This window comes from Methylorubrum salsuginis, from assembly GCF_900114375.1.
In the GTDB taxonomy this organism is placed as follows: domain Bacteria; phylum Pseudomonadota; class Alphaproteobacteria; order Rhizobiales; family Beijerinckiaceae; genus Methylobacterium; species Methylobacterium salsuginis.
In genome coordinates this window covers 77658-102982 of record NZ_FOSV01000003.1, presented here as the reverse complement: position 1 = coordinate 102982, position 25325 = coordinate 77658, and the positions used below count along the sequence as shown (strand labels likewise).

General features: G+C 70.9%; 26 protein-coding genes. 13 read left to right on the top strand and 13 right to left on the bottom strand.

The window, feature by feature from the left end:
• Positions 1–9 precede the first annotated feature (9 nt).
• Complete coding sequence (locus tag BM140_RS05685; protein WP_091942928.1) at positions 10–282, bottom strand: BQ00720 family protein; 273 nt, start codon at positions 280–282, stop codon at positions 10–12.
• 108 nt (positions 283–390) lie between these two features.
• Positions 391–822: an Hsp20 family protein gene (locus BM140_RS05680; protein WP_091942926.1), complete on the bottom strand. Its 432-nt coding sequence runs from the start codon at positions 820–822 to the stop codon at positions 391–393.
• 576 nt (positions 823–1398) lie between these two features.
• Between BM140_RS05680 and BM140_RS05675 the strand changes: the two genes are divergently transcribed.
• From BM140_RS05675 to BM140_RS25735, 7 genes are all read left to right on the top strand, one after another.
• Complete coding sequence (locus BM140_RS05675) at positions 1399–1809, top strand: Tat pathway signal protein (RefSeq protein WP_425287043.1); 411 nt, start codon at positions 1399–1401, stop codon at positions 1807–1809.
• Positions 1810–1874: 65 nt separating this feature from the next.
• Positions 1875–2579 (top strand): MotA/TolQ/ExbB proton channel family protein, encoded by a 705-nt coding sequence (locus tag BM140_RS05670; protein WP_091942921.1) that lies wholly within the window; start codon positions 1875–1877, stop codon positions 2577–2579.
• Between the two features lie 111 nt (positions 2580–2690).
• Positions 2691–3161, top strand: a complete 471-nt coding sequence (gene tolR / locus BM140_RS05665; protein ID WP_091942919.1) for a protein TolR — start codon at positions 2691–2693, stop codon at positions 3159–3161.
• Between the two features lie 4 nt (positions 3162–3165).
• On the top strand, positions 3166–4260 hold the full coding sequence (locus BM140_RS05660) for a TonB family protein (RefSeq protein ID WP_091942918.1): 1095 nt from the start codon (positions 3166–3168) through the stop codon (positions 4258–4260).
• 158 nt (positions 4261–4418) lie between these two features.
• Complete coding sequence (locus tag BM140_RS05655) at positions 4419–4988, top strand: metallophosphoesterase family protein (RefSeq protein WP_244535311.1); 570 nt, start codon at positions 4419–4421, stop codon at positions 4986–4988.
• Positions 4989–5103: 115 nt separating this feature from the next.
• On the top strand, positions 5104–5418 hold the full coding sequence (locus BM140_RS05650; RefSeq protein WP_091942916.1) for a hypothetical protein: 315 nt from the start codon (positions 5104–5106) through the stop codon (positions 5416–5418).
• Positions 5419–5577: 159 nt separating this feature from the next.
• Positions 5578–5736, top strand: coding sequence for a hypothetical protein (locus BM140_RS25735; RefSeq protein WP_165616394.1), 159 nt, complete (start codon positions 5578–5580; stop codon positions 5734–5736).
• A 25-nt stretch (positions 5737–5761) separates the two neighbouring features.
• Here BM140_RS25735 and BM140_RS05645 read toward each other — a convergent pair whose 3' ends face one another.
• The gene (locus tag BM140_RS05645; RefSeq protein ID WP_091942914.1) at positions 5762–6010 is read right to left on the bottom strand and encodes a hypothetical protein; all 249 of its coding nucleotides are present in this window, start codon (positions 6008–6010) and stop codon (positions 5762–5764) included.
• Positions 6011–6180: 170 nt separating this feature from the next.
• Between BM140_RS05645 and BM140_RS05640 the strand changes: the two genes are divergently transcribed.
• Positions 6181–6555, top strand: a complete 375-nt coding sequence (locus BM140_RS05640) for a flagellar biosynthesis regulator FlaF (RefSeq protein WP_091942912.1) — start codon at positions 6181–6183, stop codon at positions 6553–6555.
• A gap of 181 nt (positions 6556–6736) precedes the next feature.
• Here the strand turns inward: BM140_RS05640 and BM140_RS05635 are convergent, their stop codons facing one another.
• Positions 6737–8557: a methylmalonyl-CoA mutase subunit beta gene (locus tag BM140_RS05635; protein WP_091942910.1), complete on the bottom strand. Its 1821-nt coding sequence runs from the start codon at positions 8555–8557 to the stop codon at positions 6737–6739.
• Between the two features lie 143 nt (positions 8558–8700).
• Positions 8701–9552: an undecaprenyl-diphosphate phosphatase gene (locus BM140_RS05630; RefSeq protein WP_091942908.1), complete on the bottom strand. Its 852-nt coding sequence runs from the start codon at positions 9550–9552 to the stop codon at positions 8701–8703.
• A 257-nt stretch (positions 9553–9809) separates the two neighbouring features.
• Here BM140_RS05630 and BM140_RS05625 point away from each other — a divergent pair, with 257 nt between their 5' ends.
• Genes BM140_RS05625 through BM140_RS05615 form a run of 3 tightly spaced genes read left to right on the top strand, consistent with a single transcriptional unit; the run spans position 9810 to position 12558 of the window.
• Positions 9810–10502, top strand: coding sequence for a glutathione S-transferase family protein (locus BM140_RS05625; protein WP_091942906.1), 693 nt, complete (start codon positions 9810–9812; stop codon positions 10500–10502).
• 44 nt (positions 10503–10546) lie between these two features.
• A complete protein-coding gene (gene queG / locus BM140_RS05620) occupies positions 10547–11686 on the top strand; it encodes a tRNA epoxyqueuosine(34) reductase QueG (protein WP_244535310.1) in 1140 nt (379 codons plus the stop codon).
• Positions 11683–12558, top strand: coding sequence for an SDR family oxidoreductase (locus BM140_RS05615; RefSeq protein WP_091942904.1), 876 nt, complete (start codon positions 11683–11685; stop codon positions 12556–12558). Before queG ends, BM140_RS05615 begins: the two co-directional genes overlap by 4 nt.
• Positions 12559–12564: 6 nt before the next feature.
• On the opposite strand, the gene BM140_RS05610 is transcribed toward BM140_RS05615, so the two are convergent.
• From BM140_RS05610 to ppk2, 5 genes are all read right to left on the bottom strand, one after another.
• Complete coding sequence (locus BM140_RS05610; protein ID WP_091942902.1) at positions 12565–14295, bottom strand: methyl-accepting chemotaxis protein; 1731 nt, start codon at positions 14293–14295, stop codon at positions 12565–12567.
• 132 nt (positions 14296–14427) lie between these two features.
• Entirely contained in the window at positions 14428–15192 is a 765-nt protein-coding gene (locus BM140_RS05605; protein ID WP_091942900.1) for an NUDIX hydrolase, read from the bottom strand.
• Positions 15143–15637 (bottom strand): DUF983 domain-containing protein, encoded by a 495-nt coding sequence (locus tag BM140_RS05600; protein ID WP_244535309.1) that lies wholly within the window; start codon positions 15635–15637, stop codon positions 15143–15145. The genes BM140_RS05605 and BM140_RS05600 overlap by 50 nt, the downstream gene beginning before the upstream one ends.
• 23 nt (positions 15638–15660) lie before the next feature.
• Positions 15661–18024, bottom strand: a complete 2364-nt coding sequence (gene rnr / locus BM140_RS05595) for a ribonuclease R (protein ID WP_091943307.1) — start codon at positions 18022–18024, stop codon at positions 15661–15663.
• A gap of 262 nt (positions 18025–18286) precedes the next feature.
• A complete protein-coding gene (gene ppk2, locus BM140_RS05590) occupies positions 18287–19198 on the bottom strand; it encodes a polyphosphate kinase 2 (protein ID WP_091942898.1) in 912 nt (303 codons plus the stop codon).
• 177 nt (positions 19199–19375) lie between these two features.
• Between ppk2 and BM140_RS05585 the strand changes: the two genes are divergently transcribed.
• Positions 19376–20845, top strand: a complete 1470-nt coding sequence (locus BM140_RS05585) for a cobyric acid synthase (protein WP_091943305.1) — start codon at positions 19376–19378, stop codon at positions 20843–20845.
• On the opposite strand, the gene BM140_RS05580 is transcribed toward BM140_RS05585, so the two are convergent.
• Both BM140_RS05580 and cbiB read right to left on the bottom strand, forming a co-directional pair.
• A complete protein-coding gene (locus tag BM140_RS05580) occupies positions 20818–21909 on the bottom strand; it encodes a DUF3616 domain-containing protein (protein ID WP_091942896.1) in 1092 nt (363 codons plus the stop codon). The genes BM140_RS05585 and BM140_RS05580 overlap by 28 nt on opposite strands.
• A gap of 67 nt (positions 21910–21976) precedes the next feature.
• Positions 21977–22972: an adenosylcobinamide-phosphate synthase CbiB gene (gene cbiB, locus BM140_RS05575; RefSeq protein ID WP_091942894.1), complete on the bottom strand. Its 996-nt coding sequence runs from the start codon at positions 22970–22972 to the stop codon at positions 21977–21979.
• Between the two features lie 4 nt (positions 22973–22976).
• Between cbiB and cobD the strand changes: the two genes are divergently transcribed.
• On the top strand, positions 22977–23969 hold the full coding sequence (gene cobD / locus BM140_RS05570) for a threonine-phosphate decarboxylase CobD (RefSeq protein WP_091942892.1): 993 nt from the start codon (positions 22977–22979) through the stop codon (positions 23967–23969).
• Here the strand turns inward: cobD and BM140_RS05565 are convergent.
• Entirely contained in the window at positions 23962–25137 is a 1176-nt protein-coding gene (locus BM140_RS05565; RefSeq protein WP_091942890.1) for an MFS transporter, read from the bottom strand. The two genes, cobD and BM140_RS05565, sit on opposite strands and share 8 nt — an antisense overlap.
• Positions 25138–25325 lie beyond the last annotated feature (188 nt).

Sequence of the window (25325 nt, the reverse complement as noted above, 5' to 3'; positions counted from 1 at the left end):
GAGACAGAATCAGTGCAGGCTGACCGGGTAGAGCGAATGCGCCATCGCGTTCGCGACGGCCACTTCCCGCGAATCGGTCAGCATGATCGGCGCGCCCGAGGCCGAGAGCAGGGCGAAGAGATCGAGCCCGGGGCTCATCTCCGGCGCCTGCGGGAACAGCGCGCGCACCTCGTCCGAGCGGATCGGACGGACATAGGCGATATGGCCCTCGCCGAGCGCGGCGAACTCGGCCGGATCGATGGCGGGGGCGGGGGTCGCTTCCGTGATGGTCAGGTCGTTCATGGTTGCCCTCCAAAGGCAGAGCGTGAACCGGATATGGTCCCGAGCATCGGCGGCCACAAACCGGCGGTGGTGAAGAGACGCGCGTCGCGGCTGCGGTCCGTCGCCGCGTCAGTCCTCCCGCGAAGAGATCGCGATCTTGCGCACGACCCGCTCCGGCTCCGGCCGGACGAGGTCGATCGACAGGAGCCCGTTCGACAGGTCGGCGCCGAGCACCTCCATGCCGTCGGCGAGCAGAAAGGCCCGCTGGAACTGACGCGCCGCGATCCCGCGATGCAGGAATTGCCGCGACTTGTCGTCGATCTGCCGGCCGCGCACGACGAGCTGGTTCTCTTCGAGCGAGACATCGAGCTGGTCCTGCGTGAAGCCGGCCACCGCCAGCGTGATCCGCAGGCGCTCGGGCTCGCGCTCGCCGCGGGGCACGCGCTCGATGTTGTAGGGCGGATAGCCGTCGCTCCCGGCCTTCGCGACGCGGTCGAGCGCCTGCTCGATCTCGTCGAAGCCGAGCAGGAACGGGTGCCCGAACGGGGATGGCCGCGTCATCGTCAACTCGAACCTCCGGCGGGGCCCTGGGGATCGCGATCCCGGCGGCACCCCGCGGTCTCGGGCCCGCCCTGCGGCAGCGCCCTTGAGCGTTGATATGGAAAGCGGTTCCGGGTCGATCAAGGGTCGGGCCGAAGCGGGGCCGGGGGCGGTCTCACTGCGTCGATGCGGGAACGAAGCGCAAGAATGGTCAGGATGAAACGGCAATTCCGTGCGGCCAAGCCGGAGCCGATTAACAGTTTGGAATTGCTCTGAAATTCAGTCGTCGCCTTGATCCCGGGCCGGTTTGTCGGATACGCACCCGGCTGAATAGACGCGGTGCCCTGCCTGAGGGCGCCGTGACTGGGCATTGCCGTATCCGGACATCGCAGGACCGCCGCGCGGACCGTCGCCGCGACCGGTCCGCCAGTGGGGCTCCGGGAGACTTCACGCCCGTTCCGGGCACCATCGAGGCCCGCGGCCCGGCATCGCGCCGAACCGCGGCAGGGAGGATCGATCGTCGTGATGCAGGCAGCCGGGGGAATGATGCGCGGATTCGCGGTGGTGGCGGGCATCGTGCTGGCCGGAGCTTGGGCGATGACGGGCGCCGTCGCGCAGGACGGCGCGGCCAGGGAAACCGCCAAGGACAGTGCCAAGGGCGCGCCGCTCAAGATCGAGCTGAACCGGCTCGAGCCCGCGGGCGAGGCCTGCCGCACCTACATGCTGGTCGATAACGGCCACGGGCCGGCGCTGAAGTCCCTCAAGGTCGATCTGTTCGCCTTCGACACCGAGGGCGTCGCGCAGAAGCGCCTCGCCGTCGAACTCGGCCCCGTGCAGGAGAAGAAGACGGTCGTGCGCCTGTTCGACTTCGCCGGCCTGTCCTGCCCCAAGATCGGCCGCATCCTGCTCAACGACGTGCTCGCCTGCGAGGGCGGCGAGGCGAGCCGCGAGACCTGCCTGGAGCGGATCGAGACCGCCACCAAGACGCCGGCGGCCTTCGACCGCTGATCCGAGTCGCCGAGCCGGCCGGCTCGGGCGACGCGCCCTGACACCGAGATTCGAGGAGTTACGAGATGGAACCGACATCCGCGCCCGTGGAAGCCGCCGCCGCTGCCGGTCACGACTTCTCGTTCCTCGGCCTGTTTCTCCAGGCCGATCCGATCGTGAAGGGCGTGATGATCCTTCTCGTGGTCGCCTCGCTGGCCTGCTGGACCGTAGTGTTCGAGAAGGTCGTGCGCCTCGCCGCCGCCAAGCGTCAGGCCAAGGCGTTCGAGGCGATGGTGCGCCAGGAGGGCGCGGTGGACGCCAAGCAGGACGGCATCGCCGGCCGCGTCGTCCATGCCGGGCTCGACGCGTGGCGCGACCAGGACCCGAGCGAGAGCCGGGCGGAGCGCCGCGAGCGCATCGAGCGCGCCATGAAGGGCGCCCTCGGCCTCGAAGTGAAGCGGCTCCAGAGCGGCCTGCCCCTGCTCGCCACCTCCGGCTCCACCGCCCCGTTCATCGGCCTGTTCGGCACGGTGTGGGGCATCATGAACTCGTTCTCCTCGATCGCGAAGAGCCAGGACACCAGTCTCGCCGTGGTGGCGCCTGGCATTGCCGAGGCCTTGTTCGCCACCGCCATCGGGCTCGTCGTCGCGATCCCCGCGGTGATGGCCTACAACAAGCTCTCCGGCGATGTCGCCCGCCTGCAATCCGGCTTCGTCTCCTGCATCGCCGTGCTCGGCAATCGCCTGGCCCGCGACCGCAGCCCGCACGCCCGCGCCGCCGCGGCCGAATAATCGCACCCATCCCGGCGGGCCGCGCCGCGCGCCGCCGATCCCTCTCCACTCGAACTTCGACGCAGGTCCCGCCCGGCCGGGGGACCGCGCACGCCCGGGAGGGCGATACACATGGCCATGGGATCCCTGCGGAGCTCGGGGGGCGGCGACGACGAGGACGGCCTCGACGCCACGCCGATGTCCGACATCAACGTCACCCCGATGGTGGACGTGATGCTGGTGCTGCTCATCATCTTCATGGTGGCGGCCCCCCTGATGACGACCGGCGTGCCGGTGCAACTGCCGAAGACCGCCGCGGCCAAGGTCGCGCAGGCGCAGAAGCCGCTCGAAGTCTCGATCGACAAGGACGGCAACCCCTACATCGCCAAGGACGCGTTCACGCCGGAGACGCTGCTGCCGCGGCTCAAGGAGCTGAAGGCCGAGAATCCGGATCAGGTGGTGCTGGTGCGCGGTGATCGCGATGCGAATTACGGCAAGATTCTCGAGACCATGGGCGTCGTGGCGCAAGCCGGCTTCACCAAGGTCTCGCTGATCGCCCAGTCGCCGGGCGGTGGCGCCGCCGCCGCGGGAGCCGCCAAGTAAGCCGATGACCGCTCACGTTGAACGCGCGCCCGGCGGTCCGGACCGAGGGCAGGGCACGCTCGTCGCCGCCTTCGTCATCGCCCTGCTGCTGCATCTCGCGGCCTTGGCCGGCCTCGCCTTCCTGCGCACGAATCCGCCCGAGGCGGCGGGCGAACAGGAGATCTCCATCGATCTCGCGCCGCAGATGATGGAAGCCGAGACCCAGGCCGTCGCCGAGACGCAGCGCATCGAGGAGGTGCCCGAGGAGGCCAAGCCCGAGGGCGAGCCGGCTGCGGCCGAGCCCGTCGAGACGCCGGACGAGGTGAAGCCTCCGCCGCCGCCGGAAACGGCGGAGGTCGTGCCGGAGGAGGCGAAGCCGCCCGAGCCCACCGAGATGACCCAGGTGATGCCGGAGGAGGTCCAGCCGCCGCCCCCGCCGCCCGAGGCCGTCGCCGAGGTGCCGCTGGAGACGCCCCCGCCGCCGCCCGAGGAGCAGGTCATCACCTCGCAGGCCCAGGAGGCCGAGCCGCTCGCGCCGCCGCCGCCGGTGGTGGCACGGACGCCCGAGCCGAAGAAGGAGCCCGATGAGCAGCGCGAGGCGCGTCGTCAGGCGGCGTTGGAGAAGAAGCGTGAGCTCGAGCGCGAGCGTCGGCGCGAGGAGGTTCTGGAGAAGAAGCGCGAGGCCGAACGCGAGGCGAAGCTCAAGGCGCTTGCCAAGGCAAAGGCCGAGCGCGACGCCGCACGGCGCGCCCAGCAGGCAAAGGAGGGAGCGGCGCGCGACTCCGCCGCCGCCTCGCGGCAGCGATCGACCGGTGCGGCGGCTTCGGGCAGCGACCCCAACGCCATGGCGGCCTGGAAGGGCTCGATCGCCTCGGCGCTCCGCGGTCGCATGAACCGGGAGGCCGCCGCCGGGACCGCCGGCGGTGTCGCGACCGTGCGCTTCACGGTGAGCCGGTCCGGTGCCGTCAGCGGTGCGGCCCTCGTCGGCAGCAGCGGCATCGGCGCCATCGACAGCGCCGCCCTGGCGGCGGCGCGGGGCGGCATGCCGCCCGCTCCGCCCGGCGTGACGCAGCCGAGCCTCTCCGTGACCGTGCCGATGCGCTTCAGCCCCGGCCGTTGAGGGATCGCCCTGGACGTTCGATCCAGGGCGATCCCCCGCCTCTACGCCGCATCGGCTTTTCACAGGCCGGCGGTCGCCGTTCGGACCGGTGCTCGAACGGCCGGTTCCTGCGGGGGAACCGCCGCGCTACACAGCCTCGGGGCGAGAAGGCGCGGCGGATGACCACGTATTTCACCAGCGACACCCATTTCGGCGATCCGCGCATCCTGCGGATCGACCGGCGCCCGTTCCCCGACCTGCCGACCCATGACCAGGCCCTGATCGAGGCCTGGAACGCCGTGGTCGGGCCCGACGACGAGGTCTGGCATCTCGGCGATTTCGCGCTGGGGCCGCCGCCGGAGCGGGTCGCCGAACTGCTGGCCTCGCTCCGGGGCCGCAAGCACCTCATCGTCGGCAACAACGACGGGCCGGCGACGCTCGCCGCGCCCGGCTGGGCCTCGGTGGCGCATTACGCCGAGATCACGGTGGACGAGCGCCGGCTCGTGCTGTGCCATTACGCGTTCCGCACCTGGAACGGCCTCGGGCGCGGCGCCATCAACCTGCACGGCCACTCGCACGGTCGCCTCAAGCCGATCCCGCGGCAATACGATGTCGGCGTCGATGCGCTGGGGGTGCAACCGGTCGCGCTGGAGCGGATTCTGACCTCGCGCCGCCGTGGCGGGGGTGGCGATCCGTCCGGCAAAGGTTCCGTCAATCACGCCGAAGAGAGACCGGAACCATCGGCTTAGCCGCACCGTTCATCAGACCGACAGCGAGGCGATGCACCGCGGCGAAAGCCAACGGCATCGCACCCGCCCCATTCGAAACCTTCACGACCTCGGTCGAAACAGCGTCGGTCTTCCCATGCGTTCAACCGTTCTTGCCGGCTTCACCGCCGTTCTCGTCGGTGCGAGCCTCGCCACCTCCGCCATCGCCGCCCCCGGCTGTCTCGACGGGCGCCGCAAGATGCAGGAGGCCAGTGCGCTGCGCTACCAAGCCAACCAAGAGGCCCGGCTCGGCAACCGCGACCGGGTCTGCGACACCCTCGACGAGGTGGGCGACCGTTTCCACGAAGCGCAGGATGCTTTCGAGGATTGTGGGGCCGACGTGGTGGCGATCGATCTGCGCAGCGAGCTGCGCGACCTGCGGATCGCCAAGAAACTGAACCGCTGCGACTGACGGGCTGCGCCGTCGCGGCGCGCCCCGGACTTCACGAAACCTGAAACGCCGCGGCGAAGACTTCGTCGCGCCCGCCATCGACGTGCGTCCCCGCACTGCCGAGCGTGGCCGTGCGCCGCATGGTCAGTCCATCCAAGCCTTCCGATTCGGGATCGCGCCATGAACACCGCCATCAACGCCGCCATGAACACCATCGACGCCACCGCCGAGGCCGCCACGATCCAGACCGGCCCGTCCTTCGCCGCCGCCCTGTGCGGCTTCCTCGGCTGCACCCTGGCCACCACCATGGTGATGTTCCTCATCGGCACGAGCGTCTGAGGCGGCGTCCGAGGCGGGCCGGGGTTCAGGGCTTGATCGACCAGAGCCGGCTTCGCGAGAACAGCATGTCGGGCCGCCCGACCGTCGTCTCGGCCTGCGCCTCCGGGCAGCGCGGCGGCTCGATGCGGGCGACCGGGGCCGGAGGCGGCGCGGCGGCCTGAGCGACGGGCATCAGCCCAAGCCGCGTCTGGACCGACGGATTGCGCGCCGCCGAGATGGTGACGACGCCGGCGATGATGCAGCCGGCGATGAGGCCGAGGAAGAAATTCGTCATACCTGTCGGGTTCCGGACCCGGGTCGCGGCACGAGTTGTCCACAGCAGACACCTCGCTCCCTTTCGGGGCACCAATACGGCGACCGGTCTTACACACCGCCTTTTAACAAACCGGTGTCACACGGGAGGTGCGGACGGCGTATGCGTCCGGCGCAAGGGAGTTTCGGGCGATGTCGTATGGGGCCAGTGCCTACGCGAAGGTCGCGCGCGTCGCGCTCCCCCCCCGCGAGGCCGAGGCCGCCGTCCTGCTGAAGGCCGCGGGCAAGCTTCAGGCGCTCGGTCCCGAGGTCGGCATCGGCTCCGCCCTCAACGAGGCGCTGGTGTTCAACCAGAAGGTCTGGACGATCCTGGCCTCCGCGGCGACCGACCCGGCCAACCCGCTCCCCGACGACATCCGCATCGGCATCAGCCGTCTCTCGGTCTTCGTGTTCCGCACCATCATCGACGCGATGATCGAGCCGAGCCGCGAGAAGATCGAATCGCTGGTCTCGCTGAACAACCACATCGCCGCCGGCCTGCAGGGCGATCCCGGTGCGGGTGCGTGACGTTCTGAATCCTTGAACCGCGTCGGCTTTTTCTAGAAGCCGGAAACCGCCTTGCGGGACGCATGCTCCAGCCGTTCGAGAAGCGACGGACGGGAACGAGGCCACCGGCTCCGGCTGATCGCTACGGCGCTGACGAGGTCGCCGAAGCCCTCTCCCCGCATGGCGGGGAGAGGGGACGCTCTCAGCCCTTCGCCCGTTCGCCGGCTTCCGTGAGCAGCGCCAGCAGATCGCAGCCCGCGAACAGGAAGCCGTCGATGCCGGCCTCGCGGAAAGCCGCCTCGTCGGCGGGCTTGCCGGCGAGGTAGAGCGTGGTGCAGCCGGCCGCCTTCAGAGCCTTGGCGGCCGGCACGGCCTCCGTCTCGTAGAGCTTGTCCGACGAGCACAGGCAGGCGAGCCGTGCGCCCGACGCCTTGAAGGCCTCGGCCAGGGCGTCCGCATCCGAGAAGCCGTCATTGCCCAGAGCCTCGATGCCCCCCGCCGCGAAGGCGTTGGCCGCGAAGGTCGAGCGGGCGTTGTGGATCGCGACCGCGCCGAGATTGGCCAGGAACACCGCCGGGCGCTTGCCGCTCCCGGCCAGCGCCGCGTCGGAGGCGTCGCGCAGGGCCTCGTAGGGCTCGGCGAGGCGTTGCGAGGGGAGGGCGCCACCCGCCCGCGCCGCCGCCTCGCGGGGTTTCACGTCGAGCACCGTCACCGGCTTCTCGGCGAGGAAAGGGAACTCGCTGGCACCGGTCAACGGCTGCTTGCGGGTCGCGACCGCGCGCTCGCGGGCCTTGCGCACCGTCTCGATCCGGCCGGCGAGCGCGCCGGAGGCGAGGCTCCGAGCGATTCCGCCCTCGCGCTCGATCTCCTGGAAGGCGGCCCAGGCCTTCTCGGTCAGCTCGGCGGTCAGCGCCTCGAAACCGCCCGCGCCGGCCGCCGGGTCGGAGACCTTGGCGAGGTTCGATTCCTCGATCAGCACGATCTGGCTGTTGCGCACCACGCGGCGGGCGAAGGCGTCCGGCAGGCCCAGCGCCAGGGTGTAGGGCAGGGCGGTGACCGAATCGGCACCACCCAGGCCGGCGGAGGCGGACGCCATGGCCGCCCTCAGGATGTTCACGAAGGGGTCGCGGCGGGTCATCATCCGCCACGCGGTCTCGGCGAGCACCCGCAGGGGCTTGGGCTCCAGGCCGCAGGCCTCCTCGATCCGGGCCCAGAGCCGGCGGATCGCCCGGAACTTGGCGATGGTCAGGAACTCGTCGGCATCCGCCACCAGCAGCACCGAGATCCCGTCGCGGGCCCGCTCCAGATCGTGCCCGCCGGCCTCCAGGGCGCGCAAGTAGGCCACTGCCGTGGCGAGCACGACCGCGAGTTCCTGAACCTCGCTGGCGCCGGCCTCGTGATAGGGGCGGGCATCGGCCAGCGCCACCCGGCCGCGATAGGCAGAAAAATCGGTGAGGGCCTGCACGAGTTGGCCCTCCCAACCCTCCTGGGCGGTGCCGGTCGCGGCCTGCGTGCCGAGCGGGTCCAGGCCGAGATCCACGTCGAGTTCGGCCGGATCGTCGCCGCGCCGCTCGACCAGTTGCTTGAGGAGGCCCGCCACCGCGAAGCCGCGGGCGCCGGCATCGAGCCGGAGCGCGATCAGCGGCAGCATCGTGCCCTTGAGCGCCGCATCGAGCCCGTCGACGTCCGAGAGGTCGAGACCGAAGCCACGGGCGGCGGGCGCCCCCGCCTCCACCAGCACCAGCGCGTCGGCGCCGCCTTCGAGGTCGGTCAGCGCCTGCGCGGCGGCCTTCTCGGCCTCCGGATGGTCGATCCGCTGCGCCAGGCGCCACGGGCCCGGGGCCCGCACCGGCTGGGTGGTCGGCTCGGCCGGGGCATAGAGCGGCTCGATGCGCAGGCCGTCCGCGGTCTTCGAGACGAGGCGCTTCTCGAAATCGCCGCCCTTCAGCGCGGCATCGACCGCCTTGCGCCAGCGCTCCTGGGTCGCGGGCTCGAACAACTCGGCAAGCGGACGGTCTTCCATCGTGAACCCTGGCGTGCGGCGATTCCGTGCCGCCTCTGTGGGAGAGCGGCGGCGTGGCCGCAAGCCCTCGCACGGCGCGCGGCGGGACGACAACCGACTTTAGTCCGGGACGACGCCCCCGCCTCGTTCAAAATCCTGAAGGCTCAGCCAAAAATAATCAGTCCCGCGAAGCCGAGCGAGCCGACGATGATGCGCCACCACGCGAACAGCCAGAAGCCGTGGCGCGAGACGTAGTCCAGCACCGTGCGCACCACGATCAGGGCCGAGACGAAGGCGGCGATGAACCCGATGACGATCAACAACGCGTCGTCGGTGGAGAGGTTCTTGTAGTTGTCGAGCAGGTCCTTGGCGAAGGCGCCGGCCATGGTCGGCATGGCGAGGTAGAACGAGAACTCGGTGGCCGAGCGCTTGCTCGCGCCCATCAGCATCGCGCCGACGATGGTGGCGCCGGAGCGCGACACGCCGGGGATCATCGCGAGGCACTGGAAGAAGCCGATCTTGAGCGCCATCGGCAGGCTGAACTCGAACACGTCGGTCTTGCGCGGGTTCTCGACCGTGTCGGTGTGGCTCTCGTCCTTGGGCGTCGCCTTCGGCTCGCCGACCATGTCGTCGATCACGAGCAGCACGAGGCCGCCCGCCACCAGCGTGGCGCAGACGATCCACGGGTTGAACAGGTAGGCCTTGATGTATTTCGAGGCCACGCCGCCGATGATCGCGGCCGGCAGGAAGGCGAGCAGCACGGCGCCCACGAAGCGGCGCGCCCTCGGGTCGTTCGGCAGGCTGGTGGCGATGCCCCACAGCTTGCCGAAATAGGCGTAGAGGATCGCGAGCACGGCGCCCAGCTGGATCAGCACCTCGAAGGTGTTGTTGGGCGAGTGGAAGCCGATGAAGTGGCCGACCAGCAGCTGGTGCCCGGTCGAGGAGACCGGGATGAACTCGGTGGCGCCCTCCACCACGGCGAGCACGAGCGCCTTCGCGATCAGGACGAGATCCATGGGTGTGCTGCTCCTCTGCGCCGGCCGGGCGCAAGATCCGCGCCGTGGAGGCAGGCGCCGGAGCGCGGCAGACGACGGCGGTGCGGCAGCTTTGGGGCGGCAGGGTTGACGGGCGGTTACCGCGATGCGGCGAGCGTGTTAACGGGGACGAAACGAACCGGCCATAATCCTGGCCCGTCGGCCGGACCCTCGCGGGGGCAAGGCGCGTTGCCGAGCCGGCTGTCTGTCCAAACGTCACGCTTCAAACCACGGCCTTCATGGCGACCCTCCACCACGCACCGTTCTGCCCGAACTCCCGCTTCATCCGCCTCGCCCTGACCGAGATGGGCATGGAGCCGGTGCTCGTGGAAGAACGCACCTGGGAGCGTCGCCGGGATTTTCTGGTCGTCAATCCCGCCGGCACCACGCCGGTCCTGGTGGAGCAGACCGGGCTCGCCGTGCCCGGCGCGGGCGTGATCGCGGAATATCTCGACGAGACACGCGGCCTCGGGCTCAACGGGCGGCGCTTGCTGCCCGACACCACCACCGCCCGGGTCGAGGTGCGCCGCCTCCTCGACTGGTTCCTCGTCAAGTTCAACGGCGAGGTGACCGAGTATCTCGTCACCGAAAAGATCGACAAGCGCTTCATGCCGAGTTCGGAGGGCGGCGGCCCGCCGGACATGAACGCCATCCGCGCCGCGCGCACCAATGTGCGCTATCATCTGAAGTATATCGGCTACCTCATCGGCCATCGCCGGTGGCTGGCCGGCGACCACCTGACCTATGCGGATCTCGCGGCGGCGGCCCATCTCTCCTGCGTGGATTATCTCGGCGACGTGCCATGGGACGAGGACGAGATGGCGAAGGACTGGTACGCGCGGGTGAAATCCCGCCCGTCCTTCCGTCCGCTCCTGGCCGACCGCGCCCCCGGCATGCCGCCTGCGGCCCACTACGCGGACCTGGATTTCTGAAGCCCGACAAGACGTATCTCGAAGGTGCCGCGCTCCGCGATGTCGTGGAGGCGCGGGCGAGAAAGCTCGGCTTCGATGCGCTGCGTGTCACCCGGCCCGACGCCGTGCCGCTCACGCGCGAGCGCCTGCCGGCCTGGCTCGCCGAGGGCCACCACGCCAGCATGGACTGGATGGAGGAGCGCGCCGACCAGCGCGCCGACCCGAGCGCGCTCTGGCCGGAGGCCCGCAGCGTGATCGTGCTCGGCATGAATGCCGGGCCCGAGGCCGACCCGCTCGCGCTCCTGGCGCAGAAGGAGCGCGGCACCATCGCGACCTACGCGCAACGGCGCGACTATCACGAGGTGATCAAGGGCAAGCTGAAGGAACTCGGCGGCTTCCTCTCGGCCCGCTCAGGGAAGCCGGTGAAGGTTTTCTGCGACACCGCCCCGGTGATGGAGAAGCCGCTGGCCCAGGCCGCCGGCCTCGGCTGGCAGGGCAAGCACACGGTGCTGCTCTCGCGCGAGCACGGCAATTGGCTCATGCTCGGCGCGATTTTTTGCGTGGCCGAACTGCCGGTCGATCCGCCCGAGACCGACCATTGCGGCTCCTGCCGCCGCTGCCTCGACGCCTGCCCGACCGAGGCCTTCCCGGCGCCGTTCCGGTTGGATGCCCGGCGCTGCATCGCCTATCTGACGATCGAACATGCGGGGCCGATCCCGACGGAATTCCGCGAGAAGATCGGCAACCGCATCTTCGGATGCGACGACTGCCTCGCGGTCTGCCCCTGGAACAAGTTCGCGCGAGCCGCGCGGGAGACCCGCATGGCCGCGCGCGCCGACCTCGCCGCGCCGCCGCTCGCCGATCTGGTCCGGCTCGACGAGGCGGGGTTTCGCAGCTTCTTCGCCGGCACGCCGATCAAGCGCACCGGCCGCGACCGCATCCTGCGCAACGTGCTCATCGCCATCGGCAATTCGGGGGATGCGGCGCTGGCCGAGGAGGCCGCGCGCTGCCTCGCCGACCCCGACCCGGTCGTGCGCGGCGCGGCGGTGTGGGCGTGTGGGCGGCTTTTCCCGATGGCCCGGCTGGACGCGTTGTACGCAGCCCATGGCCGGGACGAGCCGGACCCCCATGTGAGGGCCGAATGGTACGCCCTCTTGCCGACGGCTATGGAGGGGCCGTCCGCTTCGGAGACCTGTTGCGCATGAACCTGTTCGTCTTCGGCCTCGGCTTCTCCGCCCGCCATTTTTCGGAAGACCAGCGGGCGCGCTTCGGCACGGTGCGCGGGACGGTGACGGAGGCTGCGCGCGCCGAAAGGCTTGCGGCCGAGACCGGTTTCACCCTGCGCGCCTTCGGCCCCGAGACCGACGATTCCCGTATCGCCGAGGATCTCGCCGACACCGACATCCTCCTCGTCTCCGCCCCGCCCGGCCCCGGCGGCGATACGGCGCTCGCCCGTTACCGCGAGGCCATCGCCGGCAGCCGCATTCGCTGGATCGGCTATCTCTCGACCATCGGGGTCTACGGCGATCAGAACGGGGCCTGGATCGACGAATCCACGCCGGCGATCCCGAAAAGCGCCCGCTCGCGGGAGCGTCTCGCCGTCGAGGAAGCGTGGCTCGCCTTCGGGCGGGAGACCGGCAAGGCGGTGCAGGTGTTCCGGCTCTCGGGCATCTACGGCCCCGGCCGCAATCCGATCGTGAAGCTGCGCGACGGGCGGACCCAGCGCATCGTCAAGCCGGGTCAGGTGTTCAACCGCATCCACGTCGCCGACATCGCGGCGACGCTCGCCGCCTCGATCGCGCGCCCGCGCAACGGCGCCGTCTACAACGTCACCGACGACGAGCCCGCCCCGCCCCAGACGGTGATCGAGTACGCGGCCGAGCTGACCGGCCTGCCGCTGCCGCCCGCGGTCGATTTCGAGACCGCCGACCTCAGTCCGATGGCCCGCAGCTTCTACGGCGAGAACAAGCGGGTGCGAAACCGCCTGATCCGCGAGGAACTGGGCGTGCGCCTCGCCTTCCCGACCTATCGCGAGGGGCTGGCGGCCCTCGTCGCCGATGCGGAGCGCGCGGCCTGACGGGCCTCAGGCCGCAGCCTGCTCCTCGTCCCGGCCGATCTTCCACGTGTCGAGGTTGCTCGCGAAGCCCGCCACGCTCTCCGCGGTCGCCTGCATGTCGGTGCTGACCCGGCCGGAGGTGGCGCTCTGCTGCGTGCTGGCCGCGACCGTCTGGGTGATGAAGTCCTGGACCGTGTCGACCACCGCGGCCGTCGCGGTGAGCGCCTCGCCCACCTCCAGCGACACCGCCTGCATCGCCCCGATCTCCCCGGTGATGCGCGCGGTCGCCGAGCGCGCCTGCTCGGCCAGACTCTTCACCTCGGTGGCGACGACGGCGAAGCCCCGGCCTGCCGGCCCGGCGCGGGCCGCCTCGATGGTGGCGTTGAGGGCCAGAAGGTTGATCTGGTCGGCGATGGAAGTGATCGCATCGACCACGCCGTTCATCGCGACGGCCGCTGCGCCGAGCCGCTCCGACAGCTGCCCGGCGGCTTCCATCCGCTCCTGAATCTCGCCGACCGCCCGGTTCGAACGGTCCATCTGCTGGGCGATCTCGGTCGAGGTGCGGTGCATCTCCTCCGAGGCCGCGGCCACGCCGCGCACCCGGCCGAGCGTCTCTTCGGCCATGGCCAGCGCGCTCGTGCGCACCCGCATGCTCTGGGTGATGTCGAAGGCGTATTTCACCACCTTCACCGGTCGCCCGGCCGCATCGAGCACCGGGTTGTAGGAGGCCTGGATCCAGACCTCCTTCCCGCCTTTTCCGACCCGCTGGAAGGCGGCCGAGTTGAACCGGCCCGCGCGCAGGCCGTCCCAGAGCGCGGCATAGGCGGGGCTGCGGGCATGCTCCGGCGTCACGAACAGGCTGTGATGCCGGCCCACCACCTCGGCCAGCGTGTAGCCCATCGCGTTCAGGAAATTGTCGTTGGCGTCCAGCACGGTGCCGTCCAGGGCGAATTCGATCACCGCCTGCGAGCGCCGGGCGGCCTCGACCTGGCCCGCCATGTCGGCGGCGACGATCTTCGCCGCGGTCACGTCGCTGGCATATTTCACTACCTTGAAGGGGCGCCCGGCCAGATCGAGGATCGGGTTGTAGCTCGCCTGAATCCAGACATCGTGACCGTCCTTGGCCCGGCGCTTGAACTCGCCCGCCCGGTACTCGCCCCGGGCCAGCGCCTGCCAGAAGTCCCGGTACTCCGCCGATGCAGCCTCGACGGGATCGACGAACAGGCGATGATGGCGTCCCTGCACCTCGGCGAGATCGTAGCCGAGCGCGGTGAGGAAGTTGGCGTTGGCGTAGCGGATCGTGCCGTCGAGATCGAACTGGATCACTGCCTGCGAGCGGTCGATGGCGGCGAGCTGGCCGGCGGATTCGGCCGCCGCGAGGCGTTCCGCGGTGACGTCCAGGGCGAACTTGACGATGCGCAGGGGGCGGCCGCTCGCGTCGAGGACGGGGTTGTAGCTGGCGCGGATCCAGACCTCGCGCTTGTCCTTGGTGATGCGGCGATACTCGGCGGCCTGGAACGCGCCCTGCCGCAGGCTCTGCCAGAACGCCTCGTAGGCGGGGGAGGCGGCCTCCCGGGGCTCGACGAACATCCGGTGATGGCGCCCACGGACTTCGTCGAGGCGGTAGCCCATCAGGTCGAGGAAGTTGGCGTTGGCCTCCTCAATGGTCCCGTCCAGAGCGAAGGTGATGACGGCCTGGGAGCGATGCAACGCCTCGAGCTGGGCGTTGGCGCTGGATCGACCCCTGAAGGCGAGCATGTTCGTGTCCGGGCTTCCCGTTATTGCTCCGGAATGCGCCGAGCCGCATTAAGGCGTGCCTAAGGCCCGGCCCAAAATTCAACATTTGATTCAATTTTCTGCCGGCGAGCCGATTCGTCCGGAAGCGGACGGTCAGATCTCTTCCCGCAGGCTCTTGCCGTGACGCTCGAAATAGAACGGGATCGGCCGGTAGGGCGGGAAGCCCGCCTGTGCCGCCCCCTCGAGGTCGTCGAGGACGATGCGGGTGATGCGCGGCAGTTCCAGCTTCCTGCGCGCGTCGTCGAGGGTGACCCAGGCCAGCTCGGTCAATTCCGCGTCGGGTCCGACGAGGCCCGGTCGCTCGGCGGCGACGCTCCGGCGGTCCACCGCGAAGAAGCGGGTGTCGAAGCGGCGCGGGCGCTTCGGCGGCGTGATCGCGCGTGCGACCAGATGCAGGGCTTCGAGATCGGGCATCACGCCCTCTTCCAGAAACGCCTGCCACGCGCCCTCCGGCGCCGTCTCCGGCGCGCCGTAATCGCGGGTGCCGATGAGGAGGCCGGTCTCCTCGTAGGTCTCGCGGATGGCAGCCAAGGCCAGCGAGCGGCCGAGATGGTGCGGCGCGCGGGGGAGCTTGGCCCGCAGGGCGTCGTCGGCCCGCTGCGACAGGGCGCCCGCCACCGGCATCTGCCGGTCGGACGGCTCGATGCGGCCGCCGGGGAAGACGAACTTGCCGCCCATGAAGGCGAGCCGCTCGTTGCGCCGCCCCATCAGCACCCGCAGGGTCTTGCGGGAGCGGTCGAGCACGATCAGCGTCGCGGCCTCGCGGGGGCGCAGAGCCGTGGACTTGGCGGGTGCGGGGGAGGGGGCCTCAGGCGTTGCCGAGTCCGGGGGCGTTGCCTGTTCGGGTTCCTGCCTCACCGCCGTGCTTCCCCCTCACGCCGAGAACCGGCGGCGCCACGCCGAACCCGTGCATGCCGAACGCGTATTGAAGGCCGATCACCGCGCCCTTGACCGGCTGGAGCAGCCCGAGCCCCATGATGAGGCTGAGGAGCAGGAAGACCGTGCAAGACAGCCAGAGCGGCAAGAGCGGCTCGTCGTAGCCCGACTCGACCTTCAAGACGAGGTAGCCGACGATGTGGCCCACGATGAAAATCACGAGGTAGGGCGGCAGATCATCGGCCCGGTGGCCCTCCATCGACAGGCCGCAGGCCTCGCATTCCGGCCGCACTTTGAGGAAGCGGCCGAACAGCTTGCCTTTGCCACAATGGGGGCAGCGGTTGAGGAAGCCGCGGGCCATGGCCGGGGCGAGCCGTGTGCGCGTCGCGGCCGCCGCGTCGGGCGGGGGGAATGCCTCGATGGTCATGGGCCGATCCTACCCGCTCCGGCTCAGCGGCGCGAGCCGCGATGACGCCGCGCCCCGTCGCCGTCGGAGGCCGGCGGCTTGGCCGCAGCGCGGCCGGGCCGCGATGGGGCCGATTTCGCTTTTTCGAACTTCGCCTTGGCGCCGAACTTCGCCTTCCCCGGCTTGGTCGCGCCGGGCCGCCGCGCCCCGCCCGAGCGGCTGCGGCCTTCCGAGAGAATCTCGAAGCGCAGCGCTCCGGCCACCGCCGCGGCCTCGACCAGCCGCACCTCGACCTCGTCGCCCAGGCGATAGGTCTCGCCGGTGCGGTCGCCGACGAGCGCGTGCCGGGTCTCGTCGTGGCGGTAGAAGTCGGCACCGATGGTGGCGGCGGGCACGAAGCCGTCGGCCCCGGTTTCGGAGAGCTTCACGAACAAACCCGCGCGGGTCACACCGGAGATGCGCCCCTCGAACGTCGCGCCCACGCGGTCGGCGAGGTAGCCGGCGATCAGCCGGTCGATGGTCTCGCGCTCGGCCGCCATCGCCCGGCGCTCGGCCCCCGAGATCTGCTCGGACACCGCATCCAGCTCGCCCACCGTGGTCTCGGTCGGCAGTCCGTCCTTGCCGATCCCACAGGCGCGGATCAGCGCCCGGTGGACGATGAGGTCGGCGTAGCGCCGGATCGGCGAGGTGAAGTGGGCGTAGCGGCGCAGGTTCAGCCCGAAATGGCCGAGATTCTGCGCGGCGTAGACGGCCTGGGCCTGGCTGCGCAGCACCACCTCGTTGACGAAGATCGCGTGCTCGCTCTCGGCGACCTGCGCAAGGATGCGGTTGAACAGGGAGGCCTTGAGCGCCCCGGCCTTGGTGATCTTGATGCCGATGGAGGCGAGCACTTCCGAGAGCGCCCGCATCTTCTCCAGGGCCGGCTCGTCGTGGACGCGGTAGATCAGCGGGGAATTGGCCTTCTCCAGGGTCTCGGCCGCGGCGACGTTGGCCTGGATCATGAACTCTTCGATGAGCCGATGCGCCTCCAGCCGCTCCGGCACGATCACCCGGTCCACGCCGCCTTCGGGCGTCAGCAGCACCTTGCGCTCGGGCAGATCGAGGGAGAGCGGCCCGCGGGCGTCGCGGGCCCGCTTCATCGCCTCGTAGGCGGCGTAGAGCGGGCGGAGCGCGCTTTCCAGGATCGGGCCGCTGGTCTCGTCGGGCCTGCCGTCGATGGCGGCTTGCGCCTGCGCATAGGCGAGCTTGGCGTGCGAGCGCATCAGGATGCGGTGGAACGTGTGCGAGCGCTTCACCCCGTCGGCGCCGATGATCATGCGCACCGCAATCGCCGGGCGGTCCTCGCCCTGGCGCAGCGAACAGAGGTCGTTCGAGATGCGTTCGGGCAGCATCGGCACGACCCGGTCGGGGAAGTAGACCGAATTGCCGCGTAAGAGCGCCTCGCGGTCGAGCGCCGAGCCGGGGCGGACGTAAGCCGCGACATCAGCAATCGCCACGGTGACGACGAAGCCGCCCTCGTTGGCCGGATCGGGATCGGCTTGCGCCATCACCGCGTCGTCGTGGTCCTTGGCGTCGGGCGGGTCGATGGTGACGAGCGGGGCCTCGCGCCAATCCTCGCGCCCGCGCTTCGTCGCGCGCTTCGCCTCGTCGGCTTCCGCCAGCACGGCGGCGGGGAAGACGTGGGGGATGTTGTGGACGTGGAGCGCGATCAGGCTCACGGCCTTCTCGGTGCCCAGCGCCCCGAGCCGCTCGCGCACCCGCCCGCGGGGGAGGCCGAACCGGGTCTCGCGTTCTACCGCGACGCTGACGAGATCGCCGTCGCGCGCCTCGCCCTCCTCGCCGGGGGGAATCGCGATTTCCTTGCCTTGCGATTTCTTGTCCACCGGCAGGATGCGCCCGCCGTCGCGCCCGGCCCGATAGATGCCGACGATCTCCGCGCGGTTCTTGCCGATCACCTTGATGATGCGGCCGGTGTAGCGGTTGGCGGCCTCGCCGTCGGGCGTGACGCGGATCAGCGCGCGATCCCCGATGCCGGGCGCCGGGCGGTTGCCCTTGCGGCCCGCCCGCGGCAGCTCGACGACGATCTTCGGAGGATCGCCCTCGCCCTCCCACTGCGCCGGCCGGGCGACGAGGTCGCCGTCGCGGTCCCGGGCGAAGATGTCGGCGACGACCACGTCGGGCAGGCTGCCGCCCTTGCGGAATCCCCCGCGCTGGCGTTCCAGACCGCCTTCCTGCTCGATCTCCTTGAGGATCGCCTTCAGCCCGATCTTGTCGGCGCCCTTGATCCCGAAAGCCTTGGTGATCTCGCGTTTTCCCGCGGGACCGGGCGTCTCGGCGACGAAAGCGAGGATCTGCTCGCGGGAGGGGAGGGGCGGGCGCTTGCCCTGCGGATCGATGCGTCTGGCCAAGGAGGAGTCCGCCGCGGCGCTCTTGTCGGAAGGCGCCGGGGTCATCTGAGGGGGTGTGAACGGTCCAGGACCGTGATGTGGGCCCAACATGGGCCTTTATCGACAACGCCACAACGGTCGTGATGGCTGCACCAACAGCTTCGCCGAAGTCGTCCCGGAGTCGGATGCTCGCCTTCGCCTCTCCCCACCCCGTCACTGCTTCGGCTCAGCCACGCAAGGACGGGGTGTCGCGCACGCTGCGGCGATACCACCGCAAGCGGGTTCAATACCGAGCCGGAACGAACATCTCCGGCGGCACCGGATGGCGCAGGTAATCGGCGTGGCGCACCCGGTCGGGGAGCACGACAGGCGGATGCTCGACGGTGCCGTAGGGGATCTGCTCCAGCAGGTGGCTGATGCAGTTGAGGCGCGCCCGCTTCTTGTCCACCGCCTCGACCACCCACCACGGCGCCTCGGGAATGTGGGTGCGGGCCAGCATGTCTTCCTTGGCGCGGGTGTAATCCTCCCAGCGGCGGCGCGACTCGACGTCCATCGGCGAGAGCTTCCACTGCTTGAGCGGATCGTGGATGCGCATGCGGAAGCGCATCGCCTGCTCGGCATCGGTGATCGAGAACCAGTACTTCACCAGCACGATGCCAGAGCGCACCAGCATCCGCTCGAACTCGGGCACGGAGCGGAAGAACTCCTCCACCTCGGCTTCCGAGCAGAAGCCCATCACCCGCTCGACGCCGGCGCGGTTGTACCACGAGCGGTCGAACAGCACGATCTCGCCCGCCGCCGGGAGGTGGCTGACATAGCGCTGGAAGTACCATTGCGTCCGCTCGCGCTCGCTCGGGGCGGGCAAAGCGGCGACGCGGCAGATGCGGGGGTTGAGGCGCTGGGTGATGCGCTTGATCGCCCCGCCCTTGCCGGCGGAATCGCGCCCCTCGAACAGCACGACGATGCGCAGGCCCTCGTTCTTCACCCAGTCCTGCAGCCGCACCAGCTCGTGCTGGAGCCGCAGCAGCTCACGAAAGTACGTGCGCCGGTCGAGCCCGTCGCCGACCCCCGCCTCGAGGCGGTCGAGGCGGGCCTCGTCGAGGTCGAGCTCCCATTCCTCGTCGTAGCTGTCGGCGATCTCGCGGCGGATCGCTTCGAGGTCGTCGTCGCTCAAGCGGGTGCCGTCTTCGCGCATCGTCGGGACTCAGGGTCGGGAGGTCGTTCGTCCGCCGCTTAGAGCACCCTCGTGTGACAGGCCGGCGAAGCCGCCGCAGCCGCGATCCGCGTTCGAGGCCCTCGACCATACGGCTCCGCCCTGTCATGCCGGATTCATGCGTCGATCCATGAGCCCCGCCCCGTGACCCGGGCCCTGATGATCCAGGGCACCGGCTCCGATGTCGGCAAGTCGCTGCTGGTGGCCGGCCTCGCCCGCGCCTTCACCCGGCGCGGCTTGAGCGTGCGCCCGTTCAAGCCGCAGAACATGTCGAACAACGCCGCCGTCACGGCGGATGGCGGCGAGATCGGCCGGGCCCAGGCGCTCCAGGCGCGGGCCGCGCGGGTGGCGCCCTCGGTCCATATGAACCCGGTACTGCTGAAGCCCCAGAGCGATGTCGGCTCCCAGGTGGTGGTGCAGGGGCGGATGATCGGCACCGCCAAGGCGCGCGAGTACCAGAGCTGGAAGCCGCGCCTGATGGCCTCCGTCCTCGACAGCTTCGGGCGGCTCGGATCGGAGGCCGACCTCGTGCTGGTCGAGGGGGCGGGCTCCCCGGCCGAGGTGAACCTGCGCCGGGGCGACATCGCCAATATGGGCTTCAGTCGTGCGACCGGGACGCCGGTGGTGCTCGTCGGCGACATCGATCGCGGCGGCGTCATCGCCAGCCTCGTCGGCACCCAGGCCGTGATCGATCAAGACGATGCCGCGATGATCCGCGGATTCATCGTCAACCGCTTCCGCGGCGACCCGAGCCTGTTTGCCGACGGCATGGCGCTCATCGCGGAACGCACCGGCTGGGCGCCCCTCGGCCTCGTGCCGTTCTTCGCGGACGCCGCCCGCCTGCCGCCCGAGGATGCGGTGGCGCTCGATGCCCCCGATCGTGCCCGCGCGGGCGTGCCCCTGGTGGCGGTGCCGGTTCTGCCGCACATCGCCAATTTCGACGATCTCGACCCGCTGCGGCAGGAGCCGGGCGTCGCCGTCGTCTTCGTGCGCCCCGGCTCACCGATCCCGGCGGAGGCCGCACTGATCGTGCTGCCGGGTTCCAAGACCACCATCGACGATTTCGCCTTCGTCCGGGCCCAGGGCTGGGACATCGACATCCTGGCCCATGTCCGGCGCGGGCGGCCGGTGCTGGGGCTGTGCGGCGGCTACCAGATGCTCGGGCGCAGCATCCGTGACCCGGACGGGATCGAGGGCGCGCCGCGTAACCTGCCCGGCCTCGGCCTCCTCGACATCGAAACGGTGATGCGGGGCGAAAAACGCCTCGTCGCCGTGACGGGCACGACCCTGAGCGACGGCGCACCCTTCGCCGGCTACGAAATGCATGTCGGCGACACGACCGGGCCGGATACCCAGAAACCTCTGCTGCGCTTCGCCGATGGCCGGCCGGACGGGGCCGTCTCGGCCGACGGGCTCGTGTCCGGCACCTACGTCCACGGGCTGTTTGCCGACGACCGCCAGCGGGCGGCCTGGCTCGCGCGGATCGGCGCGCCGCCGTCGTCCGAGCGCTACGAGGCCGGGATCGAGGCGGTGCTGGACCGCTTCGCCGACCATTTGGAGACGCATCTCGATTGCGACCGGCTGCTGGCGCTCGCCGGGCCTTACCGGCTCAGTCCGGGCACGGTGTAGCTGCGGGGCGCGCCGTTCTTCAGGCTGTCGAAGAACACCAGCACGCGGTCCTTCCCCACCGGCGTGATCGCCTCGGGCTTGCCGCGCTTCTCGGATTCGTCGAGTGGGGCGAGGCGCCCGAGCGCCACAGGGCCCGCCTTGCCCTTGGGATCGAAGCCGAACAGGCGGTAGGGCACGTCCTGGAACTGCGCCGGGCCGGTCAGCACGAGGAGTTGGCCGTCGGGCAGCACCGTTAGGTCGCGGACGCCGGCGCCTTCGCCGACTTCGATCGGGATGACCTTCGGCGTGCCGGTATAGGGCTCATGGCCCTCGGCGAACAACGCCTCCACCGACACGGCGACGAGGAAGGCCTTGCCGTCGAGCGAGGGCGCCCGCAGGCCGGCATAGAGGGTGTCTCCGACGACCGCGAGACCCTCGATGTTGAGGCCGTTCTCGTCGGTCAGATCCTTCAGGACATAGGCCCCCACGGTCTCGGCCCGCGCCAGCGCATCGCCGAGCCGCCACGTGGTCTCGACCGCGCCTTCCGGCTCCGCCCCCTCGGGGACCGCGGCCTTGCCGTCGGCGGTGACGCGGATGCGCGCGAGCAGCATCGCCGAGAGGGTGAACGCCTTGGCGCGGCGGGCGCAGCCATGCGAGCCGGTGACGTAGAAATAGGGGGCGGCGTAGGCCACGCCCTCGCCGTCGAGTTCCTTGAACCTCTGGCGGGTATCCGGGCAGCCCGGCCCCTTCGGTTGCCGCCCGAGCGTCTCCGGGTTCGGGCCCTCGCCGATGAGGTCGACGCGCTTCTTCGGCTCGATTTGTCGGCCATCGATGGTGGCGAACTGCGCCTTGCCGCCCTCGTCGTTGACCAGCAGGCAGCGGCGCTTGCCACCGCCGAGGTCGATGCAGGCGATGCCGCTGATGTCTTCCGCCGCATTCTTGTTGCCGGCCTCGTCCCGACCCGGCGCCCACAGGTCGCCCACGAGTTCGTAGGCTTGAGGATCGGGTTGCAGGATCGGCTCGGAGGCCATGGCCGGCGCCACCGTGAGCAGGAGGACGGTCGAGAGGCGGAGGAACGAACGCAACAGGATGATCCGGTGTGATTTCCCGAAGTGTCGGGGGCGCGGCGGCGTGATGTCAACGCGGCTGGGGTCACAGCCCGAAGGCGATGCCGACCGCCACCACGACAGCGGCGAACATGAGCCCGCAGGCCCGCCGGTAGAGCCGCAGCGCGCGTTCGATGTCGGCGGGGCCGGCCTCGGCGCGGCCGTCGCCCATCCAGGCATCCTCGACGCGGGTGGCGCCGTAGGTGCGGGGGCCGGCGAGCCGGAGACCCAGCGCGCCGGCCATGGCGGCCTCGGGCCAGCCGGCGTTGGGCGAGCGGTGGTGACGGGCGTCCCGGCGCACGGCCCGCCATGCGTCGCCCGCGGAGGCGTCGCGGTCGAGGGCGGCGGCGGCGATCAGCAGGAGGGCGGTGAGGCGCGAGGCCGGCAGGTTGACGAGGTCGTCGAGGCGCGCGGCGGCCCAGCCGAAGGCCTCGTGGCGCGGGGTGCGGTGGCCGATCATGCTGTCGGCGGTGTTGATCGCCTTGTAGAGCGCCCCGCCGGTCAGCCCCCCGGCGCCGATCCAGAAGGCCGGCGCCACCACGCCGTCGGAGAAGTTTTCCGACAGGCTCTCGATGGCGGCGCGGCAGACGGCCGCCTCGTCCAAACTCTCGGGATCGCGGCCGACGATCATCGAGACGGCACGGCGCCCGCCCGTCAGCCCCTCGTGCCGCAGCGCGGCGGCCACGCGCCTCACATGGACGAACAGGCTGCGCTGCGCCGGCAGGCTCGCGGCGAGGAACGCCAGGATCAGGATGCCGAAAATCTCGCCGGCAAACCCGGCGAGCGCGGTCAGCGCCAGGGTGAAGGCCGCCACGACCGCGAGCAGCACCCCCAGCCCCCCCACGCCCTTGAGGCGGCGGGCGTTGAAGCTGCCGCGGTTCAGCCCCGCGTCGAGCCGGGCGATCAGCCGGCCGATCCAGGTGACAGGATGGCCGAGCGCCCTGTAGAGGCCGTCGGGATAGCCGCAGACCGCCTCGACCAGCAGCGCGAGCGCGAGGATGCCGAGGGCGTCGGGCGGATGGGTCAGGGCGGTCCAGGGCATCTGAATGGGGAGCGGCGTGGAGGAAGGGCCGGAGGCGATCCCGCACGGTGGCGATCTCGGCGCGGCGCGCCGGCTGTTTCCGGCGGCGCCCGAGCCGTGGATCGACCTCTCGACCGGCATCAACCCGGTGCCCTACCCGTTGCCGCCCTTCGAGGCCAGCGCGCTCCACCGCCTGCCCTCGCCCGACGACCTCGCCCGGCTGAAGACGGCCGCCGCTGAGGCCTACGGCGCGCCGGATGCCGACCATGTCGCGGCGGCGCCGGGCACGCAAATTCTTATCGAGATCCTGCCGCGGCTGATTGCGCGAGAAACGCGCGTCGCGGTGGTCGGCCCGACCTATGCCGAGCACGCCGCCGCCTGGACGCGGGGCGGGCACGCGGTCGAGGTCGTGCCCGACCTCGCCGGCGCGGAAGGTGCGGGCGTCGTGGTGGCGGTGAGCCCGAACAACCCGGACGGGCGCCTGTTCGCGCCGCACGAGCTTCGCCGCGCCGTGGCGCCGGGCGGGCTCGCGGTGCTCGATCAAGCCTTCGCCGACCTTGAGGCGATCGAGCCGGCCGCGCCCGGCCCCGGCCTCGTGGTTCTGCGCTCCTTCGGCAAGACGTTCGGGCTCGCGGGCCTGCGCCTCGGTTTCGCGCTCGCCGAGCCGGCGCTGGTAGCGCGGCTGGAGGCGGCGCTCGGGCCCTGGGCGGTGTCGGGCCCGGCCATCGCCGCCGGCTGCCGCGCGCTTCCCGACGCCGATTGGCGCCGGGCGGCCGCCGCGGCGCGGGGCCATGACGCGGCCCGCCTCGACCGCATGATTCTTCGAAGCTGCGGCCGGGTGATCGGGGGCACCGTCCTGTTCCGCACCGCCGTGTTCGGGGATGCGCCCGGCCTGTTCCGGCGTCTCGGCGAGGCCGGACTCTATGTCCGGCGCTTCCCCGAGCGGCCGGACGAGCTGCGCTTCGGCCTGCCGCCGGACAAGGCGGCGTGGTGCCGGCTCTCGCGGATCCTCAAGTGACCGTTCTGCCCCGGTCGAGCAGCGCCACGGCGAGGGCGGCGAGCGCGCAGAGGCCCCCGACGACGCAGACGCCGGGCCAGCCGGCATAGAGGAAGGCGCGCGAGCCGGCGAAGGCACCGATGGCTCCGCCGACGAAGATCGCGGTGAACAGCACGGTGTTGATGCGTCCCCGCGCCCCCGGCACCAGGGCGTAGGCGCGGGTCTGGTTGGCGATGAGCGCGCCGTTGAGGCCGATATCGAGGAGCAGCACGCCGATTCCGATGGCGACGAGCGAGGTCTGGCCGGCGAGCGCCAGCACGGCGAAGGCGGCGGCCACGAACCCGCTGCCCGCGATCACCACGGGCCGCGCCCCGCGCCGGTCGCTGTAGCGGCCGGAATACGGGGCGATCAGCGCGCCGGCCACGCCGATCACGCCGAACAGCCCGGCCCCCGCGGCGGTGAGCCCGAAGGGCGGCGCCTCGACCAGCAGCGCCAGCGTCGCCCAGAAGGCGTTGAAGCTCGCAAACAGCAGCGCTTGCGTCAGGCTGGCCTTGCGCAACACCGGCTGCGTCCGCACGAGGTGGACGAGCGAGAGCATCAGGGCGCGGTAGCGCAGGCGCTGCCCCGGCACGATCCGCGGCAGGGTCCGCCACGCCACGATAGCGAGCGCCACGGACACCACGGAAGCGGCCCAGAACACGCTGCGCCAGCCGTACTGCGCGCCGATGAGCCCGCTCGCGGTCCGGGCCAGCAGGATGCCGGAGAGCAAACCCGTCATCACCCCGCCGACGATGCGCCCGCGGGTGGCATCGGGGGCGAGTTCGGCGGCGAAGGGCACCGCCTGCTGCGCCGCGCAGGCCAGAACGCCGATGGCGAGGCTCGCGAGCGTCAGCACCGCCAGATTCGGTGCGACCGCCGCCACGACGAGGGCGAGCGCCAGCCCGAGGAGCTGGCGCACGATCAGGTCGCGGCGCGGTAGCGCGTCGCCGAGGGGCACGAGGAACAGGATGCCGAGCCCGTAGCCGACGAGGCTCGCGGTCGGCACCAGAAGGGCGGCCCGTTCGCCGAACTCGGCCACCAGCACGGCCAGCAGCGGCTGGTTGTAATAGATGGTGGCGACCGCCCCACCCGCGATCAGGGTCAGCCCTATCTGGGTCGGCCGGGAAAGGTCGCGCGCGGTGTTCTGCATACCACGCGCTCTACGCCGGAGACGCTGCGTCGCGCCAGTCCGGCGGGCCGTGGCGCTGGCATGCGCGGGCCAGTTGCCTATATGTACTTTTCTGCGCCCTCCCGTCCGCCGGCCGGCAAGCCCCTGATCCGTCAGGGACATCGAGCGGATCGGGCCGAGGCATGGATCCGCCGTGAGGCGCGACCGGC